Origin of the sequence: Nocardioides ganghwensis, assembly GCF_014779655.1 — a bacterium.
GTDB lineage: Bacteria > Actinomycetota > Actinomycetes > Propionibacteriales > Nocardioidaceae > Nocardioides > Nocardioides ganghwensis.
The window spans coordinates 183,287-198,164 of record NZ_JACXYX010000008.1 but is presented as its reverse complement, the minus strand read 5'-3'; the positions used below and the strand labels follow the sequence as shown (position 1 = coordinate 198,164).

Below are 14,878 nucleotides of genomic sequence, written 5' to 3'. Positions count from 1 at the left end.
GAGAACGGGGGACAGGGCGGGATCACGTTACCCCTGAGTAACAAGGCCTGCCCACAGGGACGGGTGTGTGTCGGGTCACCTGCGCGTACGCCCTAGTCTTGGCGCATGGCCGACCGACTCGTGCACATCGTCGACGATGCCGAGGTGCTGGCCGACGCCGGTGACCTCACGCTGGTGGTCGTCCTGACCGGGTTCCTCGACGCAGGCAAGGCGGCCGAGCTCGCCGCCGCGCACCTCGCCGACCTCTCCGAGGGCAAGGTCGTGGCGACCTTCGACGTGGACGCGCTCCACGACTACCGCGCCCGGCGCCCACCGATCACCTTCGTCCGCGACCACTACGCCGACTACGAGGCGCCCCGGCTGGTCGTCCGGGCGCTGCGTGACACCGGCGGCACGCCCTTCCTCCTGCTCGCCGGCCCCGAGCCCGACACCCGGTGGGAAGGCTTCGCGCGCGCCGTGCGCGAGGTCGTCGAGCACTTCGGCGTCTCCCGGACGGTGAGCCTGGGAGCGGTGCCGATGGCGGTGCCGCACACGCGCCCGATCGCGATCACCCCCCACGCCAACCGTCCCGAGCTGGTCCCGGGCGAGAGCCCGTGGCAGGGCGAGCTGCGGGTGCCTGCCAGCGCGCAGGCGCTGCTCGAGGTGCGGTTGGGGGAGTGGGGCCTCGACGCGCTCGGCTTCGTGGCGCACATCCCCCACTACCTGGCCCAGATGGAGTACCCGCAGGCCGCACTGGTGCTGCTCGAGCACCTCGAGATCGGCGGGCGCCTGACCATCGACCTCGGGGAGCTGCGCGAGGCCGCCGAGATCACCGAGACCGAGGTCGACCGCTACCTCGCCAGCCACGACGAGGTCGACGACGTCGTGCGCGGGCTCGAGGAGCAGTACGACTCCTTCCGTGAGGCCGAGGCCAGCGGCACCTCGCTCCTGGCGGGCGACGAGCCGCTCCCCACCGGCGAGGAGATCGGCAGCGCCTTCGAGGCGTTCCTCGCCGACCTCGACGACCGCCCCAAGGACAGCGACGACGACACGTCCGGCTGGGACGGTCGCTGATGGCCGGCACCTCCGCCGAGCTCGCGAGCCTGCTCGACCTCGAGCGCCTCGAGGTCGACCTGTTCCGGGGCGCGCAGGCCCGCACGGAGCGCCAGCGCGTCTTCGGCGGCCAGGTCGCCGCGCAGGCCGTCGTGGCCGCGACGCGCAGCGTGGACGGCGACTTCGTCCTGCACTCGCTGCACTCCTACTTCCTGCGCCCGGGCGACACGACCGTGCCGATCGTCTACGACGTCGAGCGGATCCGCGACGGGCGCTCGTTCGTCACGCGCCGGGTCTCCGCGCGCCAGCACGGCCGTCCGATCTACTACATGACCGCCAACTTCCAGATCCCCGAGCCGGGACTGGAGCACCAGGACCGGATGCCCGAGGTGCCGGGACCCGAGCAGGGCATGCCGCTCGTCGACCTCGCGCGCGAGCGTGGCCCCGAGGCCGCCGAGCACTGGGAGCGCGAGTGGGCGGCTCTCGACATCCGCCACGTCGGCATCACCGGGAAGGGCCTCCCCGAGGACCCGGAGCACGCGGCGCGCGCCCGCCTGTGGATCAAGGTCGACGGTTCCCTCGCCGACGACGCCACCGTGCAGCAGGCGGCCTTCACCTACGCCAGCGACCTCACGCTGCTGGGTGCCGCCCTGGTGCCGCACGGCATCCACATCGCCTCACCGAGGCTCCAGCCGGCGTCGCTGGACCACACCATCTGGTTCCACAAGCCCTTCCGGGCCGACGAGTGGTGGCTCTACGACCAGTTCTCGCCCTTCGCCGGCGGGGCCCGCGGCCTGGCCCTCGCGCGGGTCTTCTCGCAGTCGGGCGAGCTGGTCGCCACGGTCGCCCAGGAGGGCCTGATCCGGCTCCGCGACGGTCGTCCCTAGCAGCAGCGCCCGACATCTGAGGACGTGGTGAACGGGGATCCGGGCCCATCCCGTTCGGGGCGTCCTCAGACATCACCCATCAGGCAGGCGTGGCCCGCCCCACGAGGTGGGGCGACCCGTCCTTCGGGTTCGTCATCGCAAAGGTCCAGCCGCCGTCGTCCCGGCGTGCGGCGAAGGCGACCGTGCCCGGCAGGAACACCGGCTTCTTGAACGCCACCTCCACGGTGACCGCGTCGGGCAACCGGTTCTCGATCGCCGCGACCGAGCGCGCCTTGGTCCACATGCCGTGCGCGATCTGGCGCGGGAAACCCAGCGCCCTCGCCGTCAGCGGGTAGAGGTGGATCGGGTTCGCGTCGCCGGACACCGAGGCGTACGTGCGCCCGAGGTCGGCGGGCAGGCGCCACTCGACGCCACCGGTCGGCGGGTCGGGGACCTCGAGGCCGGGTGCGACGTCCCCCTCGATCGTGCGGCCGCGACGCAGGTAGGTCGAGGTGGACTCCCACGCCGTGCCACCGTCCGCCGTCACGGTGGTCACGAAGTCGAGGAGCACCCCCCGGGCGTGCGGTCGCGGCGGGCCGACCTCCGTGGTCACGTCGAGCGCCTCGCCGACGCCGACCGCACGGTGGGCGGTGATCGCGTTCTCGACGTGCACCATCCCGATCGCGGGGTAGGGGAACGCCGGGTCGCCCATGATCGCCATGTGCAGGGGGAAGGCCAGCATGTGCGGGTAGGTGACCGGCACGACGTCGCGGCGCGGGAAGCCGCACACGGAGGCGTACGCATCCACGCGGGCGCGCTCGGCGACGACCTGCTCGCGGCGGTAGGACAAGCCGGCGAAGTCGCGGGCCGGGCCCTTGCGCACGCCGGGCAGCTGGTTGACCCCGGGTACGGCCGGCAGCGCCGCGCGGACGAGCGTGCCGAGCCGGCCGGGCTCGCCGTCGAGGGTCTTGGCGGGCGGGGGTGTGGTCGGCATCAGGCGCCCAGCATCATCTGGCCGCAGACGCGCACCACGTTGCCGTTGACCGCACCCGAACCGGCGCTGGCGAACCAGGCGATCGTCTCGGCGACGTCGACCGGCAGCCCGCCCTGGGACATCGCGTTGAGCCGCTGTCCCACCTCGCGCGTCGCGAACGGCACGGCGGCGGTCATCTGCGTGATGATGAAGCCCGGTGCGACGGCGTTGACCGTGATCCCGTCGTCGAGCTCGTCGCGCAGGCTCTCCACGAGGCCGATGACGCCGGCCTTGGAGGTCGCGTAGTTGGTCTGCCCGACGTTGCCCGCGATGCCGGCGATGGAGGCGACCCCGATGATCCGCCCGCCCGCGTTGAGCACGCCCGTGTCGAGGAGCTCGCGGGTGATCAGCTCGGGGGCGGTGAGGTTGACCGCGATCACGCTGTTCCAGCGGTCCTCGGCCATGTTGGCGAGCTTCTTGTCCCGGGTGATGCCGGCGTTGTGCACGACGACGTCGACGCCGCCGTGGTGCTCCCGGAGGTGGTGCGCGATCCGCTGCGGCGCGTCCTTGGCGGTGATGTCGAGGACGAGGTGGTCACCGTCGAGCTCGGTCATGAGCGTCTGGAGCTCGCTCGCCGCCTGCGGCACGTCGACGCCGACGACCGTCGCGCCGTCGCGGTGGAGCACCCGGGCGATCTCCTCGCCGATGCCGCGGCTCGCGCCCGTGACGAGGGCGACCTTGCCGGCCAGGGGGCGGGTCCAGTCGGCGACCTCGTCGGTCGCGCTCGCCCCGTGGGCGCCGATCCGGACGACCTGGCCCGAGACGTACGCCGACTTGGGGGAGAGGAGGAAGGCGAGCGTGGACGCGACGGCGCCGTCGGCGGCGGGAGCCACGTACACGAGCTGGACGGTGCCTCCGCGGCCGATCTCCTTGCCGAGGCTGCGGGTGAAGCCCTCGAGCGCGCGCTGCGCGACGCGTTCGGAGCCGGTGCGCTGCTCGGGCGGCGTGCCGATCACGACGACGCGCGGGCAGGTCTCGAGCCGGCGCATGAGCGGGGTGAAGAACTCCTGGAGCGCGACGAGTCCCGCGGTGTCGGTGATGCCGGTCGCGTCGAAGACGAGGGCCTTGGCGCGGACGCCGTCCTCGAGCGTCGTGGCCGAGGCGATGCCGAGCCCGTCGAGGGTGCGGGGGAGGACCTCGGTGAGGCGGCCCTCGCCGCCTAGCACGACGAGCCCGTCGACGAGGACGTCCCCGCCCGACCAGCGCTCGAGCGGTGTCGGGTTGGGCAGACCGAGGTTCTTGACGAGCAGCTGGCCGATCGAGGTGGACGCGAAGCCCTGGTAGCGGTCGCTCATGGGGGCGGGAGCCTTCCGGTAGTGCGGCGGTCGGAGTCATGTAACTCTGTGTGCAACTCAGAGTCCACATTTCGTGACGTGCCCCTCATACCGTTGGCGTGAAGCACCTCACCGGCAAGGATATGGACATGCAGCCCACCACTCGTCCCGTCGCCGTCCTCGGTGGCAACCGCATCCCGTTCGCACGCAGCAACACGGTCTACGCCGGGGTGTCCAACCAGGAGATGCTCACCGCCGCGATCGACGGGCTCGTGGACCGCTTCGAGCTGCGCGGCGAGCGGCTCGGCGAGGTCGTCGCCGGCGCCGTCCTCAAGCACTCCCGCGACTTCAACCTCACCCGCGAGGCGGTCCTCGGCTCGCGCCTGGCACCGGAGACCCCGGCGACCGACATCCAGCAGGCCTGCGGCACGGGGCTCCAGGCGGCGATCCAGGTCGCCAACAAGATCGCGCTCGGCGTCATCGACGCCGGCGTCGCCGGTGGCACCGACACGACCTCCGACGCGCCGGTCGCGATCAGCGACAAGCTCCGCAGGAAGTTGATGAAGGTCAATGCCGCCAAGGACACCGCGTCGCGGCTCAAGGCCCTCGGCGCGATCCGCCCCGGCGACATCGGCCTCGACATCCCGCAGAACGGCGAGCCTCGCACCAGGCTGTCGATGGGCGAGCACGCCGCGCTCACCGCGCTCGAGTGGCGGATCACCCGCGAGGCGCAGGACGAGCTCGCCGCCCGGTCGCACCACAACCTCGCCCGGTCCTACGAGGAGGGCTTCCACGACGACCTGGTCACGCCCTTCCGGGGAGTGGAGCGCGACAACAACATGCGCCCCGACTCGTCGGTGGAGAAGCTCGCCACGCTCAAGCCGGTCTTCGGCAAGGGCGCCGCGGCCACGATGACCGCCGGGAACTCCACGCCGCTGTCGGACGGCGCGTCCGCGGTGCTGCTGTCCAGCGACGAGTGGGCGGCGGAGCGCGGACTCCCCGTGCTGGCGCACCTGGTCGACGCGGAGACCGCGGCGGTCGACTACGTCAACGGCCACGAGGGCCTGCTGATGGCGCCGGCGTACGCCGTGCCGCGCATGCTGGAGCGCAACGGCCTGACCCTGCAGGACTTCGACTTCTACGAGATCCACGAGGCGTTCGCCTCCCAGGTGCTGTCGACGCTGGCGGCGTGGGAGGACCCGGTGTTCTGCCGGGAGCGCCTCGGCCTCGACGCCCCGCTCGGGGCGATCGACCGTGACAAGCTCAACGTCAACGGCTCCTCGCTCGCCGCGGCCCACCCGTTCGCCGCAACCGGTGGCCGGATCGTGCCGGTGGCGGCCAAGCTGCTCGCCGAGAAGGGCGAGGGTCGCGCGCTGATCTCCATCTGCGCCGCCGGCGGCCAGGGCGTCGTCGCGATCCTGGAGCGCTGAGGAACCCGTACGGTCAGGGGCGGGTGAGCCGGTACCACGTGCCGTGACGGGGGGAGGTGGCGTCGTCCGCGACCTCCTCGGCGACCGTCCAGCCGCGGAACGCCCGCTCCACGTCGGCCCGGCCGGCGCCTCGCCCGCCGAGGCGCCACGGACGCCGTTCGGTCGCGTGCAGCAGGACCGTCGCGTCGGGTTCGGCGAGGGCGGTGATCCCGCCTGCCATCAGGGTCCGGCCCGCGTCGTCGAGGGACTGGAAGCACCCGACGTCGAGGAAGAGGTCGAAGGCCGAGCCGACCCCGGAGTGCACGAGGTGGCGTACGTCGCCGATGACGAACCGGGCGTCGTCGAGACCGTTGCGTCGTACGGCCACGTCGACCGCCCACCGGACGTCGTCGACGCCGATCGCGTCCCAGCCGCGGTCGACGAGGAGCTTGGTGTGCGCCCCGCGGCCGCAGCCGAGGTCGATGGCCCGGCGGCGCCCTTCGGGACGGTCGGCCTCCTCGCGGTCGAGGAGACGCTCGAGGACCGGGAGACCGTTGCGGCCCGCCTTCTCCCAGGGAGTGATCCCGGCGCGATAGGCAGTGGCGTAACCGATTCCCATGGTGCTGTCCTGACCTGAAGGGTCGGGGAGTACCGGCCACTGTCGACTCTACGCCCCCGACCCTGACTGCTAGGGTCGCCCCGATCGACATCCTTTAACGAGCCGTCCCGTGAGGCGGAGAAGGAGGTCCGGCGCGCAGATGCCTGCCCCCGAAGAAGTGAGCCCCGACGCCGTGAGCCGACGGGCACCCCGCACCGACCGCACGGTGCTCGACGCCCGTGACATCTCCCGGGCCCTGACCCGGATCTCGCACGAGCTGCTCGAGCGCAACAAGGGCGCCACCGACCTGGTGCTGCTCGGCCTGCACACCCGCGGCGTACCCCTCGCGAAGCGGATCGCCGAGAAGATCGCCGCCGTCGAGGGTGCTCCGGTCGCGGTCGGCGAGCTCGACGTGACGATGTACCGCGACGACCTGCGCTCGCAGCCGACCCGACGCGCCCACCGGACTGCGCTGCCCCCGGGCGGCATCGACGGGAAGGTCGTCGTGCTGGTCGACGACGTCCTGTTCTCCGGGCGGACGATCCGTGCCGCGCTCGACGCGCTCGCCGACCTCGGCCGCCCGTCGGCCGTACGCCTGGCGGTCCTGGTCGACCGCGGTCACCGCGAGCTGCCGATCCGCGCCGACCACGTCGGCAAGAACCTGCCCAGCGCCCTCGCCGAGCGCGTCAGCGTCCGGCTCAGCGAGGTCGACGGCACGGACGAGGTGACCATCTCGTGAAGCACCTGCTGTCCATCGACGACCTCTCCACCGACGAGATCATCCAGCTGTTCGAGACCGCCGCCGACATGCACGACGTGCAGGGCCGCGAGGTCAAGAAGCTGCCGGCGCTGCGCGGTCGCACGGTCGTGAACATGTTCTTCGAGGACTCCACGCGCACCCGCTCGTCGTTCGAGATCGCCGGCAAGTGGCTGTCGGCCGACGTGATCAACGTCAGCGCCAAGGGCTCGAGCGCGTCCAAGGGCGAGAGCCTGCGCGACACCGTGCTGACGGTGTGCGCGATGGGCGTCGACGGCCTCGTGATCCGCCACCCCGCCAGCGGCGCCGCGGTGCAGGTGAGCCAGTGGGTCGACGCGGCGGTGGTCAACGCCGGCGACGGCATGCACGAGCACCCCACCCAGGCGTTGCTCGACGCCTACACGCTCAGGCGGCACCTCGGCTCGCTCGAGGGCCGGCACGTCGCGATCGTCGGCGACCTCACCCACAGCCGCGTCTTCCGGTCCAACGTCCAGTGCCTGACCCGCCTCGGAGCCCGCGTGACAGTCGTGGCCCCGCCGACGTTGATGCCCAGCGGCATCGGCGCGTGGTCGGCCGCCGCCGGCTTCGAGACGTCGTACGACCTGGACGAGGTGCTGCGCGGTGCCGGGGTCCATGGGAGGCCGGACGCCGTGATGATGCTGCGCGTGCAGCGGGAGCGGATGTCGGGTGCGTTCTTCCCGAGCCCGCGGGAGTACACGGTGGGCTACGGACTGACCCGCGACCGGCTCGCCCTGCTGGAGCCGGACGTGCCGATCTGCCACCCCGGCCCGATGAACCGCGGCCTCGAGATCGCCGCCGACGCCGCCGACGCGGCGCAGTCGGTCGTGCTGGAGCAGGTCTCCAGCGGCCTCGCGATCCGGATGGCCGTGCTCTACCACCTGCTAGCCGGAGAGCCCGAAGGAGGGATTGCCTGATGTCGCTGGTGATCAAGGGGGCCTCGCTGCTCGGCGAGGGAACCACGGACCTGTTCATCGACGACACCGGCACGTTCGTCGACGCCGCACCCAGCGGGGCGGAGACCGTCGACGCCGACGGCCTCGTGGCGCTTCCGGGCCTCGTGGACCTGCACACGCACCTGCGCGAGCCCGGCCGCGAGGACGCGGAGACCATCCTAACGGGCTCGCAGGCTGCTGCGCTGGGCGGTTACACCGCCGTCCTCGCGATGGCCAACACCTCGCCGGTGACCGACACGGCCGAGGCCGCGACCCGGGTGTGGGAGCTCGGCCGCGAGGCCGGCCTGGTGCACGTCCAGCCGGTCGGTGCGGTGACCCGCGGCCTCGCCGGCGAGGAGCTCGCCGAGCTCGGCTTGATGCACCGCTCGCGTGCGGGCGTCACGGTGTTCTCCGACGACGGCAAGTGCGTCCACGACGCTCGCGTGATGCGCCGGGCGCTGGAGTACGTCAAGGCGTTCGGCGGCGTCGTCTCGCAGCACTCGCAGGACCCGTCGCTGGCCGGTCCCGCCGCGTGCTGCCACGAGGGCGAGCTCTCCGGTCGCCTCGGCCTGCCCGGCTGGCCCGGCATCGCGGAGGAGGTCATCGTCGCCCGCGACGTGATGCTCGCGCGGCACACCGGGTCGCGGGTGCACGTCGCCCACGTGTCGACCGCCGGGTCCGTCGAGGTGCTGCGCTGGGCCAAGGCACAGGGCATCGACGTCACCGCCGAGGTCACCCCGCACCACCTGCTGCTCACGACCGACCTGCTCGTCGGCTACGACCCGACCTACAAGGTCAACCCGCCGCTGCGCCCACAGGAGGACGTCGAGGCCCTGCGCGCTGCGCTCGTCGACGGCACGATCGACGCCGTCGCCACCGACCACGCCCCGCACGCCCGGCACGACAAGGAGCACGCCTTCGTCGACGCCGCGTTCGGGATGCTCGGCATCGAGACCGCACTCGGCGTCGTCCGCACGGCCCTGCCGGACCTGTCCTGGGCGGACGTCGCCCGGGTGATGTCGGTGACCCCGGCCCGGATCGCCGGCCTGGCCGCCCAGGGCCGGCCGCTCGCCCCGGGCAACCCTGCCAACCTCGTCCTCGTCGACCCGGACGCCTCGGTGACGGTCGACCGCGACGCCTCGGCGTCGCTGTCGCGCAACAACCCGTGGCACGGCCGCAGCCTCAGCTCCCGGGTGGTGCACACGGTGTACGCCGGGCGGGTGACGGTCCGCGACGGCGCGCTGGCGCAGGCAGGCGCCCACTCGTCGTGAGGACGGCCGTGTTGGTGGTCGACGTCCAGCGCGGCCTCGTGGAGGGTGAGGCCGCCGTCCCTGACGCGGACACCTTCGTCGCCGGGCTGGCCGCGTTCCTCGAGCGCGCCAGGTTGGACGGTGTGCCGATCGTGCACCTGCAGGACGAGGGCACTGCACCCGATTCGCCCATCCGGCGAGGCACGGAGGGCTGGGAGCTGGCGCTCGCCGTTGGGAGCGGCGAAGTGGTCCTGTCCAAGTCGGACGACGACGGCTTCCGCGGCACCGGCCTCCACGACACCTTGCAGGCCCGCGGAGCCGACCGGTTGATCGTGGTCGGCATCCAGTCGGAGATGTGCGTCGCGGCAACGGCTCGCGGCGCACTCGACCGGGGGTACACCGTGGTGATGCCGCGCGAGGGGCACACCACGTACGACGTCCCGGACGACGACGCAGGCGGCCCCGCCGTACCTGCCGCCCTCGTGGCGCGGGTGGCCGAGTGGTCGCTGGGGGACGCGGTCGAGCTCCCGCAGACGCTCGACGACGTCACCTGGAGCTGAGACGACCCGAAGTTGGACTTCCACTCACACGGGTGGAAGTTCAGGCTTGCACGGGCCGCCCCACGCTCACGTGCGGATGAAGAACCACGCGCACGGGTGGAAGTTCATCGGCGGCCGTCAGCGGCGCGGCCGCAGGTCCAGGACGTTGCCCTCCCCGCGGTCGCGGACGGTCGTACGCCCGCGCTCGACGACGACCGCGTTGCGGTCCCCTGTGAGGACGAGACGATCGCTGCGCCGGAGCCGCACCACGTTGTCGGACCCGGTGAGGCGGGTGCGGTAGGCCTTCCGCGCGGTCACGCTGCCGGTGCCGCGCAGCCGGAGCACGTTGACGGTGTCGGCGGTCAGCGAGGACCCGGTGCTGCGCAGCTCCGCGCGCTCGACCAGGCCCGCCACGACGACGCTCGACCCCGCACCGGAGACGGCGAGGGTGGTGATCGACGGGGTGGTGACGGTCGTGTCGGGGCCGAGGACCTGCAGGTCGTACAGCGACTTGGCCGTGACGGCGTTGGCGCTGCCCTCGACGACCAGCTTCGTGGCTGCGGGCATCGTGACGGTGGCGTCGTCGGCGGTGACCCGGACGACGCCACAGGTGCCGCGCAGCTCGTAGGCCACGTCGTCCCAGGCCAGCACCGTCTCGGCACCGATCTCGCACTGCACCGGCACGGTGAGGCCGGCCGCGTGGGCCGCGCCGGAACCGCCGCTGACGGGCGTCGCGACCAGCGACGCAGCGAGCAGGGCGGCTGACAGGGTGCGGGCGCGGGAATTCACATACCGACAGTACGCATTCCGCGCCGCGAGCGCGCCGTGGGGTCCGTCACACCGCTCGGCCGGTCGCCGGATCGCGATCGGTGAGGCAGTAGACCTGTCCGCCCGGAGCCTCGAGGACCGTCCAGTGGTCGTGCTCGTCGCGGACCCTCGCGCCCAGCGCCACGTGACGGACGGCGTCGGAGCGCCGGTCCGAGGTGGCGAGGTCCGGGTGCGCCCGGACGGGTCCGTCCTCCTCGTCGAGGCGCTGGAGCAGCAGCCGCACGCGGCCGTCCTCCACGAGGCGTACGAACTCGGGCAGCGCGCCGACCTCGGGTTCGCGTCCGGTCAGTGCCTGCCAGAACGCGACCTCGGCCTCCCAGCAGGTCGACGGGATGTCGAGGCAGACCTGGTCCAGGATGGTGCTGCCGTCGCGGACCAGGCTGGGCTCGCCGTCGACGACCGTGTGGCAGAACGTCAGGCCGCCGGGGGAGCGCGCCACCTCGACGTCGTGGTAGGTCCAGGCAGTCGTCGCGCCGAGGGTCCGTGAGCGCTCGACGAGTGCCGGGCGGTCCGCGGAGTCGAGGTCGAGGTGCACACCGGCCGGGCCGGCGACGGCCTGCACCTTGACGTACGCCTGGCCGCGCCGGGGGACCAACGTGAGGAACTGGCCGTCCTCGCCCCGTCGCGGCGACGGGTCCCACCCGGTGACGGCGGACCAGAAGGCCACCGCCTCCTCCATCCGGTCGGCCGGGGTGTCGAGGAAGACCTGGATCCAGGCGGGGCGCGCGGTCATCGACGCATCGTGGCACGACGTAGGGTCGCGACGTGAGCGACTTCCCGCCCGTCGTCCCGCAGCTGCTCCACACCGTCCTCGACGCCGTCGACGTACGCGTCGAGGCCGAGTTCTGGCGGGACCTGCTCGGCCTGGGCTACCGTCCCGGCGACGAGCCACCCGCCGACGGTCCCGACGAGGCCGACTGGGTGGTGCTCACCCACCCCGACGGTCGCCGCTGCCTCGCCGTCCAGCAGGTGGAGGAGCTGCCCGCGAGCCGCTGGCCGGAGCCCGGCCACCCTTCGGTCTCGCACCTCGACACGACGGTGCCGTCGCGCACGGCGCTCGACGCCGTGCACGAGCGGGTGCTGGAGATGGGCGGCGAGCTCCGGCTCGACCGCACCGACGATCCGGACGAGCCGCTGCGGGCGTACGCCAGTCCCGCCGGGCACGTGTTCTGCGTCTTCGTCGCCTGAGGCGACAAGGAGGTCGGCTGCCTCAGGCGAGCCCGAGCGCGCGAGCCTCCTCCCACAGGTCGTCGCGGACGCTCGGGTGGGCGGCGTGCTCGATGAGGTTGCGGGCCTGGTCGCGCTCGCTGCGGCCCCACATCCAGGCGACCCCCTGCTCGGTGACGACGGCACCGTGCTGGAAGGACGTCACCGGCTCGTCGACCAGCGGCACGATCGTCGAGACGTCGGCGCGAGGGTGCCAGCTGCGCAGCGCCATGAAGGCGCGGCCGCCGGGCGAGTGGCTGGCACCGACGGTGAAGTCGGTCTGCCCGCCGAAGCCGCTGTAGATCCGCGCGCCGATCCGCGACGCGTTGGCCTGGTCGAAGAGGTCGACCTGGAGGGCCGTGTTGATCGACGTCATCGCCGGCTGCTGGGCGATCGCCGCAGGGGAGTTGGTCGTCTCCGTGCGCAGCATCCGTACGCGGGGGTTGTCGTCGACCCAGTCGTAGAGCTCCTGGCTCCCGAACACGAACGACGTCCGCACCGGGGTCCCGCGGTCGAGCGCGCCCGACTCCTCGAGGACCAGGACACCGTCGCTGAACATCTCGGTCCAGATCTTGAGGCCGCGCCTCTCCAGGACGCCGGCGATGGTGGCGTCGGGAACCTCGCCGATGCCCGCCTGGAGCGTGGCTCCGTCGCCGATCTCCGCCGCGACCCGCGACCCGATCAGCCGTGCGTCGTCGCTGGGCGGGCGGGCGACGTGCGTGGTCAGCGGGGCATCGATCTCGACCCCGAGGTCGATGTCGTCCAGCGACACCACCGCGTCGCCGAAGGTCCACGGCATCCGCGGGTTGAGCTGGGCCACCACGAGGGCGCCACGGGCACGGGCCGCCTCGATCGCCGCGGGCAGCACGTTGACCTCGAGGCCGAGGGACACCTGGCCGTCGCGCGGGGTGGTGGCGTGGACGACCACCACGTCCGGGGCGAGCGGCCCGTGGAAGAGCCGCGGCACCATCGACAACCGGCAGGGCACGTAGGACAGCCGCGGGTGCCGCCGGAAGCCCGGACCGACGAACGTCGTCTCCGGGACGACCCCGTCGTGCATCGGCAGGTCGGGCTGCGCGTTGAGGGCGTGCAGCCGGGCCGACGGGAGCTCCGCCAGCAGGGGACCGAGCAGGTCGACGGGCGAGGCGAAGTTGCCGCTCGTCACCACCCGGGGGCCCTCGGGGGAGGCGCAGTGCTCGCGCACCTCGCGGACGGCCTGGTCGATCTCGACGACTCGCATGGGGCCAGCGTGCCAGTCCTGCGCGAGAAATCGGTGGGCCGTCCGGCCCCACCCGCCTAGGCTGTTGGTCATCATGTGGATCCAGGACTGACCCGACTCGCGTCCGCGGCGGCGCACCAGTGCGCCCACAGGCCCGGCGAGTCCCCCGAGTCGTCGAAGGACCTCCGCATGCCTGTCAGCCCCACTTCTCCGTCCGTCCTCGCGCCCCTCGTCGTCACCGGTCTCTCGGTGACCTACCCCGACCGGACCGTGCTGGGCGGCGTCGACCTGCTCGCCCAGCCCGGTCGCCGCATCGGGCTCGTCGGCGAGAACGGTGCCGGCAAGTCGACCCTGCTGCGAGCGGTCGCCGGCCGTCTGCCCGCCCACGCGCACACCTCGGGCTCCGTCACCGCACCGGACGACCTGGTGCTGCTCGGCCAGGAGCCGCCCTTCCGCGACAGCGCGACGGTCGCGGAGGTGCTGGCCATGACCCTCGCTCCGCTGCGGACCGCCGTCGCCGACGTGGAGCGCCTGGCCGGCGGTGTCGGCACCGCCGGGGGAGACGCGGCGTACGAGCGCGCCCTCGAGCTCGCGGTCGACCACGACGCGTGGGACGCCGATCGGCGGGCGGCCCTCGCGGCCGAGCGACTGGGGCTGTCGCGGCTCGACCCCGCCCGGGTGGTCGGCACGCTCTCGGGCGGCCAGCGCACGCGGCTCGCCCTCGCCACCACGATGACGACGAGGCCGGCCTGCCTGCTGCTCGACGAGCCGACCAACCACCTCGACGACGACGCGATCGACGTGCTCACCGCCTTCCTGCGCGAGCTGCCGGGGGTGGTGGTGCTCGCCAGCCACGACCGCGTCCTGCTCGACGACGTGTGCACCGACCTCGTCGACCTCGACGCCGGCGCACTGGGCACCGACGGCGGTGGCGGTCGGCGGTTCGGCGGCGGCTGGAGCGCCTACGAGGCGGCCCGGGCAGACGCCCGGCGGCGGTGGGAGGAGACGTACGCCGCGCAGCAGGAGGAGATCGCCCGGCTGCGCTCGGCGACCCGGATCGGGACCGAGGCGATCGCGCACGACCGGCCCCCGACCGACAACGACAAGTTCATCTACTTCGGCAAGGGGCAGAAGGTGGCGCGGGCGCTGGCACGTCGCAAGGCCGACGCCCGGCGACGGCTGGAGGCCGCGGAGCGGGAGCAGGTCCGGAAGCCGCCCGCGCCGATGACCTTCCGCGGCGACCTCACGCGCGTCGGGACGGGAAGGCTCGTGCAGGTCCGCGACGTCGAGGTCGAGGGACGCATGCGGCTCGACCGGCTCGACGTCGCGGCGGGTGAGCACCTGCTGCTGACCGGGCCCAACGGCTCCGGCAAGTCGACGCTGCTGGGCGTGCTGTCGTCCCGGCTCGCGCCGACCGCGGGCACCGTCGTGGTGGCGGCGCGCACGGTGCGCGAGCTCACCCAGGACCCGGACGTCACCCACCCGTCGCGCTCCGCGCTGGCGACGTACGACCGCGCGGTGGCCGGGCTCCGCGACGCGCCCCGGCTCCGGGACCTCGGGCTGCTCCACCCACGTGACCACCGCACACCGGTCGGCGCCCTGTCGGTGGGCCAGCGCCGGCGCCTCGGCCTCGCGGTCGCGATCGCCGCCGCACCGGACCTGCTGCTCCTCGACGAGCCGACCAACCACGTCTCGCTCGCCCTCGCCGGGGAGCTCGAGGAGGCGCTGGGCACGGCTCCGGGTGGGGTCGTCCTGGCCTCGCACGACCGCTGGCTGCGCCGGCGCTGGAGCGGCCGGGAGCTGACCCTCTCGGCCTGGTGAACCTCCGCCCGGGCGGCCCGCCGTGCCGTGGACACGATGCCGCTCCACGGTCGTGGCGCTGGTAGGGTCGGCGACGGCTCGAACATCCTTTAA

15 protein-coding genes are annotated in these 14,878 nt (G+C 73.0%); 9 read left to right on the top strand and 6 right to left on the bottom strand.

Going from position 1 to position 14,878, the window contains the following annotated elements:
* The first annotated feature begins 105 nt into the window (after positions 1 to 105).
* A complete protein-coding gene (locus IEZ24_RS11820; protein ID WP_129453923.1) occupies positions 106 to 1,053 on the top strand; it encodes a proteasome assembly chaperone family protein in 948 nt (315 codons plus the stop codon).
* A complete protein-coding gene (locus IEZ24_RS11815) occupies positions 1,053 to 1,919 on the top strand; it encodes an acyl-CoA thioesterase (protein ID WP_129453924.1) in 867 nt (288 codons plus the stop codon). Before IEZ24_RS11820 ends, IEZ24_RS11815 begins: the two co-directional genes overlap by 1 nt.
* 79 nt (positions 1,920 to 1,998) lie before the next feature.
* Here the strand turns inward: IEZ24_RS11815 and IEZ24_RS11810 are convergent, their stop codons facing one another.
* Positions 1,999 to 2,892, bottom strand: coding sequence for a MaoC family dehydratase (locus IEZ24_RS11810; RefSeq protein WP_129453925.1), 894 nt, complete (start codon positions 2,890 to 2,892; stop codon positions 1,999 to 2,001).
* A complete protein-coding gene (locus tag IEZ24_RS11805) occupies positions 2,892 to 4,226 on the bottom strand; it encodes a 3-oxoacyl-ACP reductase (protein WP_129453926.1) in 1,335 nt (444 codons plus the stop codon). The genes IEZ24_RS11810 and IEZ24_RS11805 overlap by 1 nt, the downstream gene beginning before the upstream one ends.
* Positions 4,227 to 4,354: 128 nt before the next feature.
* Here IEZ24_RS11805 and IEZ24_RS11800 point away from each other — a divergent pair, with 128 nt between their 5' ends.
* Entirely contained in the window at positions 4,355 to 5,635 is a 1,281-nt protein-coding gene (locus IEZ24_RS11800; RefSeq protein ID WP_129453927.1) for an acetyl-CoA C-acetyltransferase, read from the top strand.
* Between the two features lie 13 nt (positions 5,636 to 5,648).
* Here the strand turns inward: IEZ24_RS11800 and IEZ24_RS11795 are convergent, their stop codons facing one another.
* Positions 5,649 to 6,233: a class I SAM-dependent methyltransferase gene (locus IEZ24_RS11795; RefSeq protein ID WP_129453928.1), complete on the bottom strand. Its 585-nt coding sequence runs from the start codon at positions 6,231 to 6,233 to the stop codon at positions 5,649 to 5,651.
* Positions 6,234 to 6,372: 139 nt separating this feature from the next.
* Between IEZ24_RS11795 and pyrR the strand changes: the two genes are divergently transcribed.
* The 4 genes from pyrR to IEZ24_RS11775 are packed head-to-tail and all read left to right on the top strand — an operon-like array spanning position 6,373 to position 9,732.
* Positions 6,373 to 6,951, top strand: coding sequence for a bifunctional pyr operon transcriptional regulator/uracil phosphoribosyltransferase PyrR (pyrR, locus tag IEZ24_RS11790; RefSeq protein ID WP_129453929.1), 579 nt, complete (start codon positions 6,373 to 6,375; stop codon positions 6,949 to 6,951).
* Entirely contained in the window at positions 6,948 to 7,904 is a 957-nt protein-coding gene (locus tag IEZ24_RS11785) for an aspartate carbamoyltransferase catalytic subunit (RefSeq protein ID WP_129453930.1), read from the top strand. Before pyrR ends, IEZ24_RS11785 begins: the two co-directional genes overlap by 4 nt.
* Positions 7,904 to 9,193: a dihydroorotase gene (locus IEZ24_RS11780; RefSeq protein ID WP_129453931.1), complete on the top strand. Its 1,290-nt coding sequence runs from the start codon at positions 7,904 to 7,906 to the stop codon at positions 9,191 to 9,193. The genes IEZ24_RS11785 and IEZ24_RS11780 overlap by 1 nt, the downstream gene beginning before the upstream one ends.
* Positions 9,194 to 9,207: 14 nt before the next feature.
* Positions 9,208 to 9,732 (top strand): isochorismatase family protein, encoded by a 525-nt coding sequence (locus IEZ24_RS11775; protein WP_207206723.1) that lies wholly within the window; start codon positions 9,208 to 9,210, stop codon positions 9,730 to 9,732.
* A gap of 117 nt (positions 9,733 to 9,849) precedes the next feature.
* On the opposite strand, the gene IEZ24_RS11770 is transcribed toward IEZ24_RS11775, so the two are convergent.
* A complete protein-coding gene (locus tag IEZ24_RS11770; protein ID WP_129453933.1) occupies positions 9,850 to 10,500 on the bottom strand; it encodes a DUF3060 domain-containing protein in 651 nt (216 codons plus the stop codon).
* A gap of 46 nt (positions 10,501 to 10,546) precedes the next feature.
* Positions 10,547 to 11,272 carry a VOC family protein gene (locus IEZ24_RS11765; RefSeq protein WP_165355999.1) on the bottom strand — a complete coding sequence of 242 codons (726 nt, stop codon included), beginning with the start codon at positions 11,270 to 11,272 and terminating at the stop codon, positions 10,547 to 10,549.
* 32 nt (positions 11,273 to 11,304) lie between these two features.
* Between IEZ24_RS11765 and IEZ24_RS11760 the strand changes: the two genes are divergently transcribed.
* Positions 11,305 to 11,727 carry a VOC family protein gene (locus IEZ24_RS11760; protein WP_129453934.1) on the top strand — a complete coding sequence of 141 codons (423 nt, stop codon included), beginning with the start codon at positions 11,305 to 11,307 and terminating at the stop codon, positions 11,725 to 11,727.
* Positions 11,728 to 11,749: 22 nt separating this feature from the next.
* Here IEZ24_RS11760 and IEZ24_RS11755 read toward each other — a convergent pair whose 3' ends face one another.
* Positions 11,750 to 12,985 carry an acetyl-CoA hydrolase/transferase family protein gene (locus tag IEZ24_RS11755; protein WP_129453935.1) on the bottom strand — a complete coding sequence of 412 codons (1,236 nt, stop codon included), beginning with the start codon at positions 12,983 to 12,985 and terminating at the stop codon, positions 11,750 to 11,752.
* 168 nt (positions 12,986 to 13,153) lie between these two features.
* Here IEZ24_RS11755 and IEZ24_RS11750 point away from each other — a divergent pair, with 168 nt between their 5' ends.
* Positions 13,154 to 14,785, top strand: coding sequence for an ATP-binding cassette domain-containing protein (locus IEZ24_RS11750; RefSeq protein ID WP_129453936.1), 1,632 nt, complete (start codon positions 13,154 to 13,156; stop codon positions 14,783 to 14,785).
* The last annotated feature ends 93 nt before the right edge of the window (positions 14,786 to 14,878 follow it).